The sequence below is a fragment of the Bradyrhizobium frederickii genome, from assembly GCF_004570865.1.
Taxonomy (GTDB): domain Bacteria; phylum Pseudomonadota; class Alphaproteobacteria; order Rhizobiales; family Xanthobacteraceae; genus Bradyrhizobium; species Bradyrhizobium frederickii.
Genome location: NZ_SPQS01000006.1, coordinates 49624 through 65667, shown reverse-complemented (window position 1 = coordinate 65667; position 16044 = coordinate 49624). Strand labels below are relative to the sequence as shown.

The 16044-nt window shown below is 66.4% G+C and carries 17 protein-coding genes; 10 read left to right on the top strand and 7 right to left on the bottom strand.

Going from position 1 to position 16044, the window contains the following annotated elements:
* Positions 1-149 precede the first annotated feature (149 nt).
* Complete coding sequence (locus E4K64_RS11950; RefSeq protein ID WP_135163688.1) at positions 150-389, top strand: hypothetical protein; 240 nt, start codon at positions 150-152, stop codon at positions 387-389.
* A 123-nt stretch (positions 390-512) separates the two neighbouring features.
* Positions 513-788: a hypothetical protein gene (locus E4K64_RS11945; RefSeq protein ID WP_135163687.1), complete on the top strand. Its 276-nt coding sequence runs from the start codon at positions 513-515 to the stop codon at positions 786-788.
* A gap of 52 nt (positions 789-840) precedes the next feature.
* Here E4K64_RS11945 and E4K64_RS11940 read toward each other — a convergent pair whose 3' ends face one another.
* Complete coding sequence (locus E4K64_RS11940) at positions 841-1305, bottom strand: winged helix-turn-helix transcriptional regulator (protein ID WP_135163686.1); 465 nt, start codon at positions 1303-1305, stop codon at positions 841-843.
* A gap of 121 nt (positions 1306-1426) precedes the next feature.
* Here E4K64_RS11940 and E4K64_RS11935 point away from each other — a divergent pair, with 121 nt between their 5' ends.
* Positions 1427-2200, top strand: a complete 774-nt coding sequence (locus E4K64_RS11935; RefSeq protein WP_167771960.1) for an SDR family oxidoreductase — start codon at positions 1427-1429, stop codon at positions 2198-2200.
* A gap of 74 nt (positions 2201-2274) precedes the next feature.
* Here the strand turns inward: E4K64_RS11935 and E4K64_RS11930 are convergent, their stop codons facing one another.
* A complete protein-coding gene (locus E4K64_RS11930; protein ID WP_135163684.1) occupies positions 2275-2880 on the bottom strand; it encodes an FMN-dependent NADH-azoreductase in 606 nt (201 codons plus the stop codon).
* A gap of 84 nt (positions 2881-2964) precedes the next feature.
* Here E4K64_RS11930 and E4K64_RS11925 point away from each other — a divergent pair, with 84 nt between their 5' ends.
* A complete protein-coding gene (locus E4K64_RS11925; protein WP_135163683.1) occupies positions 2965-3375 on the top strand; it encodes a winged helix-turn-helix transcriptional regulator in 411 nt (136 codons plus the stop codon).
* A 326-nt stretch (positions 3376-3701) separates the two neighbouring features.
* Here E4K64_RS11925 and dprA read toward each other — a convergent pair whose 3' ends face one another.
* Complete coding sequence (gene dprA, locus E4K64_RS11920; RefSeq protein WP_135163682.1) at positions 3702-4844, bottom strand: DNA-processing protein DprA; 1143 nt, start codon at positions 4842-4844, stop codon at positions 3702-3704.
* A 91-nt stretch (positions 4845-4935) separates the two neighbouring features.
* Between dprA and E4K64_RS11915 the strand changes: the two genes are divergently transcribed.
* The 3 genes from E4K64_RS11915 (at position 4936) to E4K64_RS11905 (ending at position 7738) form a co-directional block, all read left to right on the top strand.
* Positions 4936-6177: an amidase gene (locus E4K64_RS11915; RefSeq protein WP_135163681.1), complete on the top strand. Its 1242-nt coding sequence runs from the start codon at positions 4936-4938 to the stop codon at positions 6175-6177.
* 69 nt (positions 6178-6246) lie between these two features.
* Entirely contained in the window at positions 6247-7104 is an 858-nt protein-coding gene (locus E4K64_RS11910) for a helix-turn-helix domain-containing protein (protein WP_135163680.1), read from the top strand.
* Between the two features lie 43 nt (positions 7105-7147).
* Complete coding sequence (locus tag E4K64_RS11905) at positions 7148-7738, top strand: cupin domain-containing protein (protein ID WP_167771959.1); 591 nt, start codon at positions 7148-7150, stop codon at positions 7736-7738.
* An 8-nt stretch (positions 7739-7746) separates the two neighbouring features.
* Here the strand turns inward: E4K64_RS11905 and E4K64_RS11900 are convergent, their stop codons facing one another.
* From E4K64_RS11900 to E4K64_RS11885, 4 genes are all read right to left on the bottom strand, one after another.
* The gene (locus E4K64_RS11900) at positions 7747-8937 is read right to left on the bottom strand and encodes a patatin-like phospholipase family protein (protein ID WP_167771958.1); all 1191 of its coding nucleotides are present in this window, start codon (positions 8935-8937) and stop codon (positions 7747-7749) included.
* Positions 8938-9087: 150 nt separating this feature from the next.
* Entirely contained in the window at positions 9088-9684 is a 597-nt protein-coding gene (gene plsY, locus E4K64_RS11895) for a glycerol-3-phosphate 1-O-acyltransferase PlsY (protein WP_135163677.1), read from the bottom strand.
* A gap of 47 nt (positions 9685-9731) precedes the next feature.
* Entirely contained in the window at positions 9732-11033 is a 1302-nt protein-coding gene (locus E4K64_RS11890) for a dihydroorotase (protein ID WP_167771983.1), read from the bottom strand.
* 5 nt (positions 11034-11038) lie between these two features.
* Positions 11039-11986, bottom strand: coding sequence for an aspartate carbamoyltransferase catalytic subunit (locus E4K64_RS11885; RefSeq protein WP_028135931.1), 948 nt, complete (start codon positions 11984-11986; stop codon positions 11039-11041).
* A 161-nt stretch (positions 11987-12147) separates the two neighbouring features.
* On the opposite strand from E4K64_RS11885, the gene E4K64_RS11880 reads away from it, so the two are divergent.
* Genes E4K64_RS11880 through E4K64_RS11870 form a run of 3 tightly spaced genes read left to right on the top strand, consistent with a single transcriptional unit; the run spans position 12148 to position 15985 of the window.
* Positions 12148-13551 carry an NADase-type glycan-binding domain-containing protein gene (locus E4K64_RS11880; protein WP_167771957.1) on the top strand — a complete coding sequence of 468 codons (1404 nt, stop codon included), beginning with the start codon at positions 12148-12150 and terminating at the stop codon, positions 13549-13551.
* A gap of 8 nt (positions 13552-13559) precedes the next feature.
* Positions 13560-14321, top strand: coding sequence for a M15 family metallopeptidase (locus E4K64_RS11875; RefSeq protein ID WP_430642496.1), 762 nt, complete (start codon positions 13560-13562; stop codon positions 14319-14321).
* Between the two features lie 20 nt (positions 14322-14341).
* Positions 14342-15985 (top strand): acyl-CoA dehydrogenase family protein, encoded by a 1644-nt coding sequence (locus E4K64_RS11870; RefSeq protein ID WP_135163673.1) that lies wholly within the window; start codon positions 14342-14344, stop codon positions 15983-15985.
* The last annotated feature ends 59 nt before the right edge of the window (positions 15986-16044 follow it).

Below are 16044 nucleotides of genomic sequence, written 5' to 3'. Positions count from 1 at the left end.
GTGGTGAGGCCTCCGCTGTCAAATCGACGGGTGTCGAAGGCCCGCCGAATGGGAAAAGTTTCATATCGAAAAAGTTGTAAAACACCACCTTGGAGTTGCGGCCGATGTCGGCGTAATGTCGCGTGGGGCATGGATTCGGGTGGGGACTGGTGACTAGGCCGGGAAAGAAACGGGCGCGCGCCACTGTCGGCGCGCCGCGAGGCTCGCGTCACGAGGAACCGGGGGAGGGCGGCGCGGACGAGGCCGTCGCCTTCATCGCCGAACAGGTCGGGGCGCTACGCAAGCTCGCCGAGCGGCACAAGCTCGCCGTGCTGCATTATCTGTTGGGCATGACCAAGCTCGAGGCCGACGAGCACTTGAGGCTGCGGAGCAAGCGCAAGCTGTCATGACAAGGCTGGATAGTTTGGCGTGAACTATCGCGTTCTACCGACGACAAAGCCAATGTGAAGAACGCGTTCAATCTCTCGAGCCTTGCGGACAAGCTCCGCAACGATGTTCGTGGCCTCGTGATCATGGCGGCATTGATCGGAGGCTTGATCCTTTGGTTTGCGACCGTCGGCTGGACCGATCGGGTGATCTATCGCGGCGTCGATCAAGCTTGGTTCGAGCCCGGTCGCGTCCATCTCAAGACGGAGCCTTCCGGTCATTACACGATCGAGCGGAATGCAGACTTTGCCGCCATGAAGGTCGGCTGCGTTTATGATCTGAACTACGAGGCCGAGTTCGGCCAGCGCCAACGCGCCGATCGCCTGAAAATGGTTCGCAGGGCTACCCTGGTCGGATGCTAGCCAGAGTTCGCCCCGCTGGCATTGACGGCGTGGTGGCAGCTCGTCGCCGCAATCAGGCCGACCGCCGTCGCGCCGGCCGCGGCTTCAGCGTGGTGTCGGCGGGACTGAGCAGCCGCCCATCCTCTGCGCGCATTTCCAGCTTCTTCACCGGGCGGCCCTTCTCGCGATCGACCAAAATGGTCGCGATCTCCTCGGGATGGTCGTCGAACTCCTCGCTCCATTGCCGCAGCGCCACCAGGATCGGGAAGGTGCCGCGGCCCTTCGCCGTCAGCACATATTCTTGATACGCGCTGCCGTCGGAGGCGGGGGCGGTGGCCAGAATGCCGTGATCGACGAGTGAACGCAGCCGCACGGACAGGATGTTCTTGGCCATGCCGAGCTTGCTCTGAAACTCGCCGAAACGGCGCAGGCCGAACAACGCCTCGCGGATGATCAGCAGCGACCACCAATCGCCGATCGCCTCCAATGAGCGCGCGATCGGGCAGGAATCGCCCTCGAAGCTCGTTCGTTTCACCATCGTTCCGGTCCTGTCGCGTTCGCACGATCCGAACGCCGATCACGCGCTTGTGTGGTTGCATCATAAAACCATGCGCCCTAGATGGCAATCTAGTTTTATGATGCAACCACTGGAGGCGAGCGTGAGACTGACGAACAAGACGGCCCTGATCACCGGCGGCAATAGCGGCATCGGCCTTGCGACCGCAAGACTGTTCGTGGCCGAAGGCGCCAAGGTGGTGATCACCGGGCGCAACAAGGAGACGCTGGAGAGTGCGGCGAAGCAGCTCGGGCCGAACGCGCTCGCGCTCGCCGCCGATGCCACCGACATCGCCGCGACCGAAGCTGCGATCAAGCAGGGCGCCGAAAAGTTCGGCAAGTTCGACATCGTGTTCGCCAATGCCGGCATCGCCGGCGGCACGCCGCTGGGCTCGGCCACGCTTGACGTGTTCGAGAGGGTCATCAGCACCAACCTGACCGGCGTGTTCTTCACGGTGCAGTCGGCGCTGCCTCATCTCAACGACAACGCCTCGATCGTCCTCAACGGCTCGGTGATCTCGGTGCTCGGCATTCCCGGTTACGCGGCCTACGGCGCCGCGAAGGCCGGCGTGCGGGCGATGGCGCGGATCATGGCCTCCGAGCTGTCGCCGCGCGGCATTCGCGTCAACGTCGTGGCGCCCGGCGCGATCCGCACGCCGATCTGGGGGCCTGCGACCGCGACACCGGAAGCCGAGAAGGCGTTCGAGCAGCGGATCGCGCTGTCGACGCCGCTCGGCCGCATCGGCGAGACCGATCACGTTGCGAAGACGGTGCTGTTCCTCGCCTCCGACGATGCCGCGCATGTGCAGGGCCAGGAGATCTTCGTCGACGGCGGCGCGGTGGCCTCTCCAAGCGGCGCGCCGATCTATCGCGGCTGATCAAATCGGCCACAATCTGAATCGGCCGGCGCCGCGTCCGCAATTGCGCCGGCCGAATCCTGCGTCTTGCGACCTCAGGCGGCGCGCAGGCTTGCGGCGGCGTGGAGTGCGTCGGCCAGCGCCTTCTCGCGATGCTCCGGCCCGACCTGGATGCCGTCGGCGACGATGAATTCGGGATTGATCCCGATGAACCCGAACACGCTGCGCAAGTACGTTTCCAGGTGCTCTAGCGCCGCGGCGGGCGAGCCCGCGCCGTAATAGCCACCGCGCGAGATCGCGATGATCACACGTTTGCCGCCGGCGAGGCCCTGCGGTCCGTTAGGGCCGTAGCTGAACGTCTTGCCCCTCACGGCGATGCGGTCGATCCAGGCCTTGAGCTGGCTGGGAATCGTAAAATTGTACATGGGCGCGCCGATCACAACGATGTCGGCAGAAAGAAACTCGTCGAGCGCGGCAGCGCCAGCGGCAAGGTCGGGTCCGAGTTCCGCCGGCGCGGGCGCGCCTTGCGCGGCGGCGAGATGAGAGCCGGAGAGGTGGGCAAGCGGGGCCTGGGTCAGGTCGCGATAGGCCACTTCGAGCGAGGGCGTTGCCTGGCGCAGCCGATTGACGATGGCGGCGGAGACCTGCCGGGAGACCGAGTGGGGGCCGAGGACGCTGGAGTCGAGATGGAGAAGTTTCATTTTGGGGTCACCATGGTATAAGTTTGTAACCAGGACTACATGAGTGACTACCGAAATCCCCGCAAGAACGCACTTTTTTGGGCCATGGGCACATCTTTGAAACCTGCGCACACCGATTTGACCGCCTTGCCGCGGCCGGATCCTGATCATGCGGACTGCCGCGGGGTCGCCTCCGTGCTGTCCCGTGTCGGCGACAAATGGAGCGTGTTGGTGATCATGATGCTCGGCGACGGGCCGAAGCGCTTCAACGAGCTGAAGCGCATGATCAACGGCATCTCCCAGCGGATGCTGACCCTGACATTGCGTGGGCTGGAGCGTGACGGCCTGGTGACGCGCACGATCTTTCCGACGATTCCGCCGCGTGTCGACTATGAGCTGACCGATCTCGGCCGAGGGCTGTCGGAGCCGGTGAAGGCGCTTGGGGAGTGGGCGATGGACCACCTGACGCAGATCGAGGCGGCACGGACGCAGTTCGATCGGCGCAATAACGGCTAGCCAAGTCTGTCACCGTCATCCTGAGGTGCTCGTCCTGCAACGCAGGGCGAGCCTCGAAGGACGACGGCCCGGCTGCATCCCGGCCGCTGCTCCCGGCGCGATGCTCCGCATCGCGCCACTCGCGCCTCAGGATGACGGGTTCAACATTGCCGGTGCCTATAGCGCACATCCGACGATCTTCTCGGTCATTCCGGGCCCCGAGCGGGAGCGAGGGAGCCCGGAATCCATTTGGCCCCGGCGTAGATGGATGAATGGATTCCGGGCTCGCGACTTCGTCGCGCCCCGGAATGACGTACCCTCAGTGAATGGGAGTTCGAGGCACGGCTCTACAGCAGCGACACCAATCCGCCGCCGTGGCGTTCGAGCTTTCCGGCCAGCTCCAGCTCCAGCAGCACCGTGCGCACGATCGCGGGCGAGGCGCCGGACATCCGCACGAGATCGTCGATCGAGACCGGCGCCGGGCCGAGCAGGCGGGTGATCTGATCGCGGTCGTGGCCTTGCGGATCGCTCTCGAACGGCTCGCTGTCGGGCTCGCCCGCAGGAAGCATCAACGGCCGCTCCATGATCGGCTGCACCGCGTTGACGATGTCGGCAGCTTCGGTGACGAGGGTCGCGCCCTGCTTGATCAGGTCGTTGGCGCCGGCGGCGCGCGGATCGAGCGGGGAGCCCGGCACCGCGAACACCTCGCGGCCCTGTTCGGCCGCCATGCGCGCGGTGATCAGCGAGCCCGAGCGGTGCGCCGCCTCCACCACAACGACGCCGAGCGACGCGCCCGAGATCAGGCGGTTGCGGCGCGGGAAGTCGCGGGCGCGCGGCTCATGGCCGAGCGGCATCTCGGAGATCGCAGCGCCTTCGTGATCGAGGATCGCGGCGAGCAGGTCGCCATGCTCAGGCGGATAGATGCAGTCATGGCCGCCGGCGAGCACGGCGACGGTGCCGCTCTCGACGCTGGCGCGATGCGCGGCCTGATCGACGCCGCGGGCGAGCCCGGAGATGACGACGAAGCCGGCCTCGCCAAGCTCACGCGCGAGCAGGCCCGCGAATTTCAGCCCGGCGCCGGAAGCATTGCGCGAGCCGACAATGGCGATCATCGGCCGCATCAGGGTTTTGGTATCGCCACGCACGGCGAGCAGCGGCGGTGCGTCGTCGATCATCGCCAGCCGTGTTGGATAGCCGTCCTCGCCGGGCGCGCGCCAGGCGATGCCGAATTTGCGGCTCGCGGCCAGCTCGGCCTTGGCTTCATCGGCGCTACAGATGCGGCCCGATCGCTGCGCACCGCCGCGGCGCGCGAGATCGGGCAGCCGCTCCAGCGCGGCGCGCGCGCTGCCGAAATGATCGACCAGCGAACGGAATGTGCGCGGGCCGACGTTGTCGGAGCGGATCAGCCGCAGGCGGTCGATCCTGTCAGCCTCGGTCAGCTCCACGCTCGGGTTGATGGCGTCCACGGCGGCTCCTTGTAGCCCCAGCATGGAACAACCTGAGGGCGTTGCGCAACAGCGACGTGTGCTTGCGTGGCCTCGCCCCGATGCTAAAAGCGATGCCAATAAGAAGGATTTTGCCATGATCTCACTCGCCGACCTCCAGCGCCGCATCGAAGCGGGCGAGCTTTCGCCTGACGCCGCCATCGCGCAATCGCATGCGGCGATCGAGGCCAAGGAGAACGACGTCCACGCCTTCGTCCGCCACGACAAGTCGGCGAAGGCGCAAGGCTCCGGTCCGCTGCGCGGCATCGCGGTCGGCATCAAGGACATCATCGACACCGCCAATATGCCGACCGAGATGGGCTCGGAGATCTATCGCGGCTGGCAGCCGCGCAGCGACGCGCCTGTGGTGATGATGCTGAAGCGGGCAGGGGCCACCATCATCGGCAAGACCACCACGACCGCGTTCGCCTCGCGCGATCCGACCCCGACACTCAATCCGCACAATCTTGGCCATTCGCCGGGCGGCTCGTCCGCGGGCTCGGCGGCTGCCGTCGGCGCCGGCATGATCCCGCTGGCGCTGGGCACCCAAACCGGCGGCTCAGTGATCCGGCCCGCCGCCTATTGCGGGACGGCCGCGATCAAGCCGTCATTCCGGATGCTGCCGACGGTCGGTGTGAAGTGCTACTCGTGGGCGCTCGACACCGTCGGCCTGTTCGGCGCGCGCGCTGAGGATCTCGCGCGTGGGCTGCTCGCGATGACGGGGCGCACGGAGTTCTCCGGCATCGTCGCGGCGAAATCGCCGCGGATCGGCGTGGTCAGGCAGGAATTCGCGGACACCGTGGAGCCGGCGGCCGAGCAGGGGCTGCAAGCTGCCATCAATGCGGCCGAGCGCGCCGGTGCCAGCGTGCAGACCATCGATCTGCCCGAGGCGGTGCAGGAAGCCTGGCGCATCCATCCTATCATTCAGGATTTCGAGGCGCATCGCGCGCTGGCCTGGGAGTTTTCCGAGCGTCACGACGAGATCGCGCCGATGCTGCGGGCAAGCCTCGACGCGACGGCCCATCTGACCCCGAAGGAATATGACGAGGCGCGCCGGATCAGCCGTCGCGGCCGCCGCGAGCTCGGCGAATTGTTCGAGGGCGTCGACGTGCTCTTGACCTATTCGGCGCCGGGCACTGCGCCGGCCAAGGAGCTCGCGACCACAGGCGATCCTCGCTACAACCGGCTCTGGACGCTGATGGGCAATCCTTGCGTCAACGTGCCGGTGCTGAAAGTCGGCGGCCTGCCAATCGGCGTGCAGGTGATCGCACGTTTCGGCAACGACGCCCGCGCGCTCGCGACGGCGTGGTTCCTGGAGAACGCGCTGGCGCGGGCGTGAGCGTGCCCTCAACTTCATGTAACCGCGGCGGAGGCAATCGCGCCGCCGCTCAGACGACCAACTGAATTCATGGCTCTCCCGCACCGACAGGGTCCGCGCGGCCCGCAATTCTTCGCTGCAAGCGAAAGTCTCGGCGAGATCGTCGAGACGTTTTGTGATGTCGATCTCGCAGATGCAGCGACCGCCTGCGCGCGAACGATCAAGGTGCTACCGGCGACGTCGCCGGTACTGATCGTGCACTATCGATCGCCAGTGGCCTCGCAACGCGGAGTCTACAAGCGCACCGTCAAAGGCATGCACACGCGCGCGACGGCGCTGAAGCCGAGTGGTCCGGTCGGTGTCGTGCTGGTGCGGTTGAAGCCTGAGGCGGCCGATCGCGTGCTCGGGGTCAAGCCTGCCGAGCTGCTCGATACAAGCGTCGAAATCTCGGACATCTTCGGCGACAACGCTGCTGTATGTCTTGAAGAACGCCTCGCCGGGGCTGGCAGCGCAGCTGCGCGCGTGACTTGCATGCAGGGCTTTCTCGAGCAGAGGCGGAGGCCGTCACGGCTCGATCCGCTGGTTGCACAGGCGATGCGGGCGATCAGGCGGAATCCGGCGATCTCGATGCGCGGGCTCGCCGATTGCCTCGATGTCGGCGAACGCAGCCTTCAGCGTCGCTTCAAGACCGAGACCGGTGCGTGCGCGAAGCGGTTCGCACGGATCGAGCGGATGCTGCAGGCGATCGCCGCGCGCCGGACCGGCGCCGATTGGGCCGATGTCGCGCATGCTTGCGGATTCACCGACCAAGCGCATCTGATCCGCGACTTTCGCACTTTCGCAGGAAGCTCGCCGGAGGTTTTCTGCCGGCGTGTTGCGGCCGACAGATGGCAGGGGTGGAATGACGAACTCGCCTCGTCGGATTTTTACAATACGTTCGTTACCTAGCCCGCTACCAGCGCGTCTCCAGACTTCGCAAGGAGACGCAAACATGTCGACAGAGTTCGCCCGCGGCACTCGGCTGCGCAATGCCTTCAACAAGGAGACGTTCGTCTTCTCCGGACTGCTCGACAACCGTGACGTCGCACGTTTCGGTGTGATCCTCGAAAAGGGCGGCTCGGGCGGCGGCAACGCGCTCGTGCACGTGCATCCCGGCGCGGACGAGCACTTTGCAGTGAAGAGTGGACGCATCAAGTTCGTCATCGACGGGCGTGAGCAGGTGGTGGACGCCGGCGGCAGCGTGACCGTGCCACGCGGCAGACCGCATTATTTCGCCAATGCTGGCGACGGTAACGCCGAGTTCGAGGTCTCGTTCATGCCGGCGCAGCAGCATCTGCGCTTCTTCGCCAATTTCGTAACGCTCACCGTGAAGCAACCTGCGTGGTTCTCCAGCGCGGGCGATCCGAAATTTCTCCTGATTGCACTGGTGCTCCACACCTATCGCGATCACCTCTATCTCGCGGGCGTGCCGATCTGGCTTCAGAAGCTGCTGTTCGCGACGCTTGCGCCCGTGGCGCGCCTCGTCGGCTATCGCATGGCAATCGAGCCGCTACCCCGGGCCGCGTCTGGTTCGGACGCCTGAGGCGCAAATCAGAGCAGCGCCGGCTCGGCGGCGGGCAAGACGCTTGGGGCCTCGGTCCCGACCGCATCTTGTCCGAGCCAGCGCTCGGCGGCCGCGCGACCGCTCCGGTGCAGCAGCCGGATGAAGCCGCGGCCGAGATCGGTCGATGAACGCTGCGCCAGGCCGTCAACGGAATCTTCCGCCGCGATCCTGGTGAGCCGCGGGGAAGAGGCTGCGTGGGATTGCGCCCATGCGATCGCTGCGATCTCGGCATTGAGCGCGGCGTTGGCCGCGATCTGGTCGAGCCGGCGGTCGATCGCGGCCAGGGTGATCGGCACATAGCTGTCGCGCGCCGGCGTGACCTGGACGAGCAGGACGTCGGCCGTCGTCGTCTCCTGCACCAGCCGCAGCAGCGGCGGGTTGCCGCCGAAGCCGCCGTCCCAATAGGCCTCGCCGTCGATCTCGACGGCGCAGTGAACCAGCGGCGGGCAGGTCGAGGCCAGCGCGACGTCGGCGGTGACGGCGTCGTTGCGGAAGATCTGCTGCTGGCCGTCGCGGATCCGCGTCGCTGCAATCAGCAGCTTTGGTGCTCTTGGATCTTGCAGCGCCGGGAAATTAATGTCGCGCGACAGCGCCAGCCGCAGCGGATCGAGATCGAACGGATCGAACTGGCCCGAGCGTAGCGTCGGACCGAATGCGACCGAGCTTCCCGCCGGCGAGAAGCCACCGAGCAGCATCAGCGAGCGGAACGAGGCCTCGTGCATCAGGCGGAGCCAGAACCGGCTCAGCCGGCTGCGGGCGCCTTCACGGCCGCCTTCGGCAAGACCGCAAGCGAGCAGCAGCGCATTGATGGCGCCGGCACTGGCGCCGCTGATGGTGTCGATCTCGATCGGCTCTTCCAGCAGCCGCTCCAGCACGCCCCAGGTGAAGGCGGCAAAGGTGCCGCCGCCCTGCAGCGCCAGGGACAATCGTTGCGGCGGCCATTGGCCGGAACGCGCCTGCGGGAGCGCGACCGGTGCAGCCTTGGTGACCGCGACGTCGCGCGGAGCGCCCGCTTGCGCGACGGGCTCAGGCTGCGCCACTTGCGGCGAAACGGGCGCGGAGGCGGGCGGCGGCGCATCGGACCAGATATTGGTCGCCGAGAGCAGCCGGCTCGCCGCGCTGCCGGAAGCACCGAGCGAACCAACCCCCTTATGCGCGCCGACAATCATCTCGCACATTCTGAGCAACCGCGTAACGCCGTTTCCTGTGTCAGGATGACAGGCATGGAACCCGTTCGCTACTGTCTGCAGCGAGCGGTGCGGAAGTTGCGAACAGGATTTGGCATATAATGCGAGGGATGTGCGGCGATATCCGTACTTTTTCCGGATTCAGGCCTTCTCGCCGATCCGGCTTTCCTTGCCGGCTTGCAACCGCTTGATGTTCTCGCGATGCGCGTAGAACAACAGCAGTGTCAGCACCGCGAACAATGCTGCGAGCGCGAGGTGGCCGAACCACCACAGGAAGATAGGCGTGATGAACGCCGCCACCAGGGCCGACAGCGAGGAGTAGCGGGTGGTGAAGGCGGTCGCCAGCCAGAGCAGGCAGAACACCACCATGCCGGGCCAGAACAAGCCGAGCAGGACGCCGATGTAGGTCGCGACGCCCTTGCCGCCTTTGAACTTGAGCCAGACCGGGAAGAGATGGCCGAGGAAGGCGCCGAGCCCGGCCACCATGGCGGCGTTGGGCCCTGCGATATAGCCGGCGATCAATACGGCCACGGTGCCCTTGAGCGCATCGAACAGCAGGGTGCCGGCGGCAAGACTCTTGCGCCCGGTGCGCAGCACATTGGTGGCGCCGATGCTGCCGGAGCCGATCGAGCGGATATCCTGCGTGCCGGCAAGCCTGGTCAGAACCAGGCCGAACGGAATCGAGCCGAGCAGGTAGCCGATGACGAAGGCCACCGGCAGGAATGCTTCAAGCCCCATGGCGGCCTCTCCAAAGGCTGGATTTCAATGTCGCGGGATCGCGGACGTCAGACATGCTCGTATACCGTCCGGCCGCCGACGATGGTGCGCACCACGCGGCCGGTAAAGCGGGCCTCGTCGAACGGGGTGTTCTTGCAGGGCGATTTGAGGTCGGCGGGATCGACCACCCAGGGCACATCGGGGTCGATCACGATGACGTCGGCCGGGCTGCCGACGCGCAGGGTTCCGCCAGGCAGGCCGAGCAGCTCGGCCGGACGGGTCGACATCGCCCGGATCAGCGTCTTCAGGTCCAGCTCGCCATTGTGCATGAGACGCAGACCGGCGGGCAGCATGGTCTCGAGACCGACGGCGCCGGGCGCGGCTTCAGCGAACGGCAGGCGCTTGACCTCGACGTCCTGCGGATTGTGGTCGGACATGATGACGTCGAGCAGGCCGGAGGCCACCGCGGCCACGAGTGCCCGGCGGTCGTCCTCGCTGCGCAGCGGGGGCGACAGCTTCAGGAACGACCGGTAGGGGCCGATGTCGTTCTCGTTCAGCGCCAGATGGTTGATCGAGACCGAGGCGCTGACGGCGAGCCCGGCGTCGCGGGCGCGCTGGAGGATGTCGAGGGAGTCGATGCAGCTCAGCGAAGCCGCGTGATAGCGGCCCCCGGTCAGCGCGACGAGGCGCATGTCGCGCTCGAGCATGACGGCCTCGGCGGCATTCGGGATACCCATCAGGCCGAGGCGCGAGGCGAACTCGCCCTCGTTCATCACGCCTTCGCCGACGAGATCGGGGTCCTCGGTGAAGTGCACGATCAGCGCATCGAAATCGCGCGCGTAGGTCAGCGCGCGGCGCATCACCTGCGCATTGGTCACGCTTCTGGCAGCATCGCTGAAAGCGACGGCGCCCGCGGCCTTGAGCAGGCCGAACTCGGTCATCTCCTGGCCGAGCATGCCCTTGGTAAGTGCCGCCATCGGCTGGATGTTGACGATCGCGGTGTCGCGGGCGCGGCGCATCACGAAGTCGACGGTCGCCGAATTGTCGATCACCGGCGAAGTGTCGGGCTGGCAGATGATGGTGGTGATGCCGCCGGTCGCGGCCGCCTGGCTCGCGGTGGCAAAGGTCTCGCGATGGCTGAAGCCGGGCTCGCCGACGAAGGCGCGCATGTCGACCAGGCCGGGCGCGACGATCTTGCCGGCGCAATTGACGATGTCGGTACCCTCGGGGACGCCGGCCGCGCCAATGCCGCGGCGGGTCTCGCGGATGGTGCCGTCGGCGATCAGGACGTCGCCGACACCGTCGAAATCCCTGGAGGGATCGACGACGCGGGCGTTGGCGAGCAGGACGGGGCGGCGATCGATCAGCATCGGCATCACGCGTTCGGCAGGTTACGGGCGAGCGCTTCCAGCACGGCCATGCGCACCGCGACGCCCATCTCCACCTGTTCGCGGATCAGGGACTGGGCGCCGTCGGCCACGATCGAGTCGATCTCGACGCCGCGGTTCATCGGGCCGGGATGCATCACGAGCGCGTCCGGCTTGGCGTAGGCGAGTTTCTTCTGGTCGAGCCCGAAATAATGGAAATATTCCGACGACGACGGCACGAAGGAGCCGTTCATGCGCTCGCGCTGCAGCCGCAGCATCATGACGATGTCCGCGCCGTTGAGCCCCTCGCGCATGTCGCGGGCGACCTCGACGCCCATCCGCTCGATGCCGGGCGGCAGCAGCGTGGTGGGGCCGACCACGCGGACGCGGGCGCCCATCGTGTTGAGCAGGATGATGTTGGAGCGGGCGACGCGCGAATGCAGCACGTCGCCGCAGATCGCGACCACCAGCCCTTCGATCCGGCCCTTATTGCGGCGGATGGTGAGCGCGTCGAGCAGGGCCTGGGTCGGATGCTCATGGGCGCCGTCGCCGGCATTGATCACGGAACCGTCAACCTTGCGTGCCAGCAGTTCCACCGCGCCGGAGGCGTGATGGCGCATCACCAGGATGTCCGGATGCATCGCGTTCAGCGTCATCGCGGTGTCGATCAGGGTCTCGCCCTTCTTCATCGACGAGGACGAGACCGACATGTTCATGACGTCCGCGCCGAGCCGCTTTCCCGCGAGCTCGAACGAGGATTGGGTCCGGGTGGAGGCCTCGAAGAAGAGGTTCACCTGCGTCCGTCCCCGCAGGACGGTGCGCTTCTTGTCAACCTGGCGGTTGAGCTCGACATATTCTTCGGACAGGTCGAGCAGGCCGGTGATGTCGGCCGCGGAAAGGCCCTCAATGCCCAGCAAATGCCGGTGGCCGAGGACGAAGGTGGATTTCGATGTCATTAAAAGCAGAGCTATAGGGGGGGATGGGGGGTGGGGCAAGCTGCAAATCCGGCCTGCGGACTTATCCACGGCGCTTTACCGGCAGCAGGGCGCCGCCGGCCTGTGTTCGGGGCTGCCGCTTTGCGCTAGACTCGTCCCTTCGTTGGGTCAGGGGCCGGCTCATGACGAGCATGCGGTATTTTAATCGACTGGCGCGTAATGTTGCTGCGCTGGCGGCCGTGTGCCTCGTCGGCATGGCGACACCGGCGCTGGCGGAGAAGCGCGTGGCACTCGTGATCGGCAACGACCGCTATCCGAACTTGCCGCCGGACCGCCAATTGAAGAAGGCGGCCAATGACGCGACCAGCGTCGCCGACGCGCTGCGGACACTCCAGTTCGAGATCGTGCTGGGGACCAATCTCGGCCGCCAGGGCATGATCGACCGGCTCGCCGATTTCACTGCGCGACTCGAGCCGGGCGACACGGCGGCCGTGTTCTATGCGGGGCACGGTGTGGCGATCGCGGGGGTGAACTACCTGGTGCCGAGCGATGTTCCGGCCGTGAGCGAAGGCGCTGAAGCGCGGGTGCGCGGGGCCTCGATCGCCGAGCCCGACTTGATCGCAGAGCTCCAGGCAAAGTCGGTGCGGGTCGCCTTCGTCGTCATCGACGCCTGCCGTGACAATCCGTTTCCGCGCGCCGCCGGCCGCTCGATCGGGAATACGCGGGGGCTCGCGGATGCGCGGCCGGCGCGCGGGATCTTCACGCTCTATTCGGCCGGGATCGGCCAGACCGCGCTCGACCAGCTCGGCAGTAACGATGCCGCAAATAATTCGGTGTTCACGCGGATCTTCGTCGAGCAGCTGAAGCGGCCCGAGCTGCATCTCGGCGACCTCGCGGTCGAGGTACGCGAGCGCGTGGCGGCGTTGGCACTGACCGCGACGGACAATGGCGGCCAACCGGCGCCGCATGAGCAGACGCCGGCCTACTACGACCAGACGCTCGGCGGACGCATCTATCTTTGGGAGGCGGCGCCGTCGACGCCGCGCGTGGCAGGCATGCTGGTGAAGCCGCCGGCAAAGCCTGCGGTCGCGGAGCGTGCGACGATGCGTCCGCCGCGTCCGTCCGCGGCTGGTGAAAGCTGCGCCCGCAGCGGCTTCGAGACCTACTGCGTCAGCTCGATGCTGAAGCCGCAATTCGGCAATTCATATGGTGCGGTGAACCTGTTCGACGCCTCGACGGGGACGGCCTGGGTCGAGGGTGCAGCCGGCAACGGCATCGGCGAATGGATCACGGTCGAGTTCGAAACCCTGCGACGGGTCAACTCGATCCATGTGCAAAACGGCTACCAGAAGAACTCCGACATCTTTTCCAAGAACAACAGGGTTCGCCAGATCCGGGTGCTGTTCTCCGGCGGCGAGTCGCAGGTCTTCATTCTCGAGGACAGGCTGTCGGCGCAACTGCTGACATTGCGGCCGCCGGTGACGGCGTATTGGATGCAATTGATCATCGACGACGTCTGGGCCGGCAACAAATACACGGACACCGCGATCACGAAACTTCTGGTCAGCTCGGATCCGGTGCAATGACCGCAAGGATGGGGATCGCGGCGCGTGCGGCGCTCCGTGTGCTGCTTGCAATATCGGTGCTCGCGCCGGCGCGGGCGCAGGGCTTGCCCGGCGATTTCGTCTATCTGCGCGACATCGACCCCAGCATCATCCAGGACATCCGCTACGCCACCTCGAACAATTTCGTCGGCCGGCCGCTGGCCGGCTACAATGCCGGTGAATGCGTGGTGAAGCGGGAGGTCGGGCTGCGGCTGAAGGCCGTGCAAGCGGAGCTCGCAGCGCAAAATCTCTCGCTCAAGATGTTCGACTGCTACCGGCCGGCGCGGGCCTCGCTCGACATGGTCAAGTGGTCGCAGAACGGTCACGAGACCGCCGCCGAGCGGCGCTACAATCCCAAAATCCCCAAGACAGAGCTGTTCCGCCTCGGTTACATCGCGAGCCGTTCGCAGCATTCCACCGGCGCGGCGCTCGATCTGACACTGGTCGATCTCAAGGCTGACAATTCCGCCAAATTCGACCCGTCGAGGACCTATGCCGATTGCACCGCGCCGGTCGAAGCGCGCGCACCCGAAGGCAGCGTCGATATGGGGACCGGCTACGACTGCACCGACACGAAGGGCCATACCGCGGCACCGTCGATCACGGCGGAACAACGCAGCTGGCGCAAGCGGCTGGTGGCGGCGATGGCCAGGCAAGGCTTTGTGAACTATTCGAAGGAGTGGTGGCATTTTTCCCTGCCTGGGGCCGGCGGGGCGGCCTATGATTTCCCGATCCAGCCGCGACGGAACTGATTTCGCGCCGAGGAAACTTGATGACCCAGCCGAGCTTTGCGACCCACGAGGTCTTCAACCAGTCACCGCCGTTCGAGGATATCGACCTGTTCGCCGTGGACCGGCCGCTGGTCGAGGCGGTGAAGGCCAATGGCGGCGCGGCGGCGGAACGCGAGCTGTCCGAGTTCGGCAAGCAATGGGGCTCGGCCGCGATGGCCGATCGCGGGCGCCTGGCGAACGAGAACACGCCGAAGCTGCGCACCTTCGACGCCAAAGGCAATCGCCGCGATCAGGTCGAATTTCACCCGGCCTATCACGAGCTGATGGCGCACAGCGCCCATGCCGGCGTCCATAATTCGACGTGGACCGCGACCGGCAAGCCGGCGGGCGATGCCGCCGAGGTCATTCGTGCGGCGAAATTCTACATGGCGGCGCAAGTCGAGACCGGCCACCTCTGTCCGATCACGATGACGCGCGCCTCCGTCGGTGCGCTGGCAATGCAGCCGGACCTGCTCGGCAAGGTGATGCCGGTGCTGTCGACCAAAAGCTACGACCCGAGCTTCGCACCGTGGTGGCAGAAGCGCGGCATGACGCTCGGCATGGGCATGACCGAGAAGCAGGGCGGCACCGACGTGCGTTCCAACATGACGCGCGCGGTGCGCGATGGCGAGGCCTATCGCATCACCGGCCATAAATGGTTCATGTCGGCGCCGATGTGCGATGCCTTCCTGGTGCTGGCGCAGGCCGAGCAGGGTCTGACCTGCTTCTTCATGCCGCGCTTTGCACCGGATGGATCGGTCAACGCGATCCAGTTCCAGCGGCTGAAGGACAAGCTCGGCAACCGTTCCAATGCCTCGTCCGAGGTCGAGTTCGTCGGCGCCTATGCGCAAGCGGTCGGCGAGGCGGGCAAGGGCATCCGCACCATCATCCAGATGGTGCAGCTGACGCGGCAGGATTGCGCGATCGCTTCGGTCGGCCTGATGCGCTCGGGGCTGGCGCACGCGCTGCATCACGCCCGTCACCGCAGCGTGTTCCAGAAGCATCTGGCCGACCAGCCCCTGATGCAGGCCGTGCTGTCGGACATGGCGCTGCATGTCGAGGCCAGCACGGCCCTGGTGATGCGGCTCTGCCGCGCCTTCGATCGCACCCCGCACGATGCGGCGGAGGCGGCCTATATGCGGATCTTGACGCCCGCGATCAAATACTGGACCTGCAAGAGCGCGCCGCCGTTCCTCTACGAAGCCATGGAATGCCTCGGCGGCAACGGCTATGTCGAGGACGGCATCCTGGCGCGGCACTATCGGGAGTCGCCGGTCAACGCGATCTGGGAAGGCTCCGGCAACGTCATGTGCCTCGATGTGCTCCGCGCGCTCTCGCGCGAGCCGGAGCCGGCGATGGCCGTGCTGCAAGCGCTTGCGGCCGAGACCAAGGGCTTGCCGGGGGCAGGGGAGGCGGCCAGCTTCATCGGCAAGACTTTTCGGCGCGCCGACGGCGAGCGCCTCGCGCGGCTTGCCGTCGAGAAGCTGGCGCTGCTGGCCGCGGCCGCGGCGCTGAACGGCGTGTCGCCGCGCAACGCCGAATTGTTCGCGGCGAGCCGGCTCGCCACCAGCCACGCCAGCATGTACGGCGCCGTGGAGCTGGAGAGCGGCGAGGTCCGCACGCTGCTGGAGCGGGCGCTGCCGTGAGCGGGCACGGTCTCTCCACAACGTCATGGCCGGGCCTGACCCGGCCATCCACGTCTTGC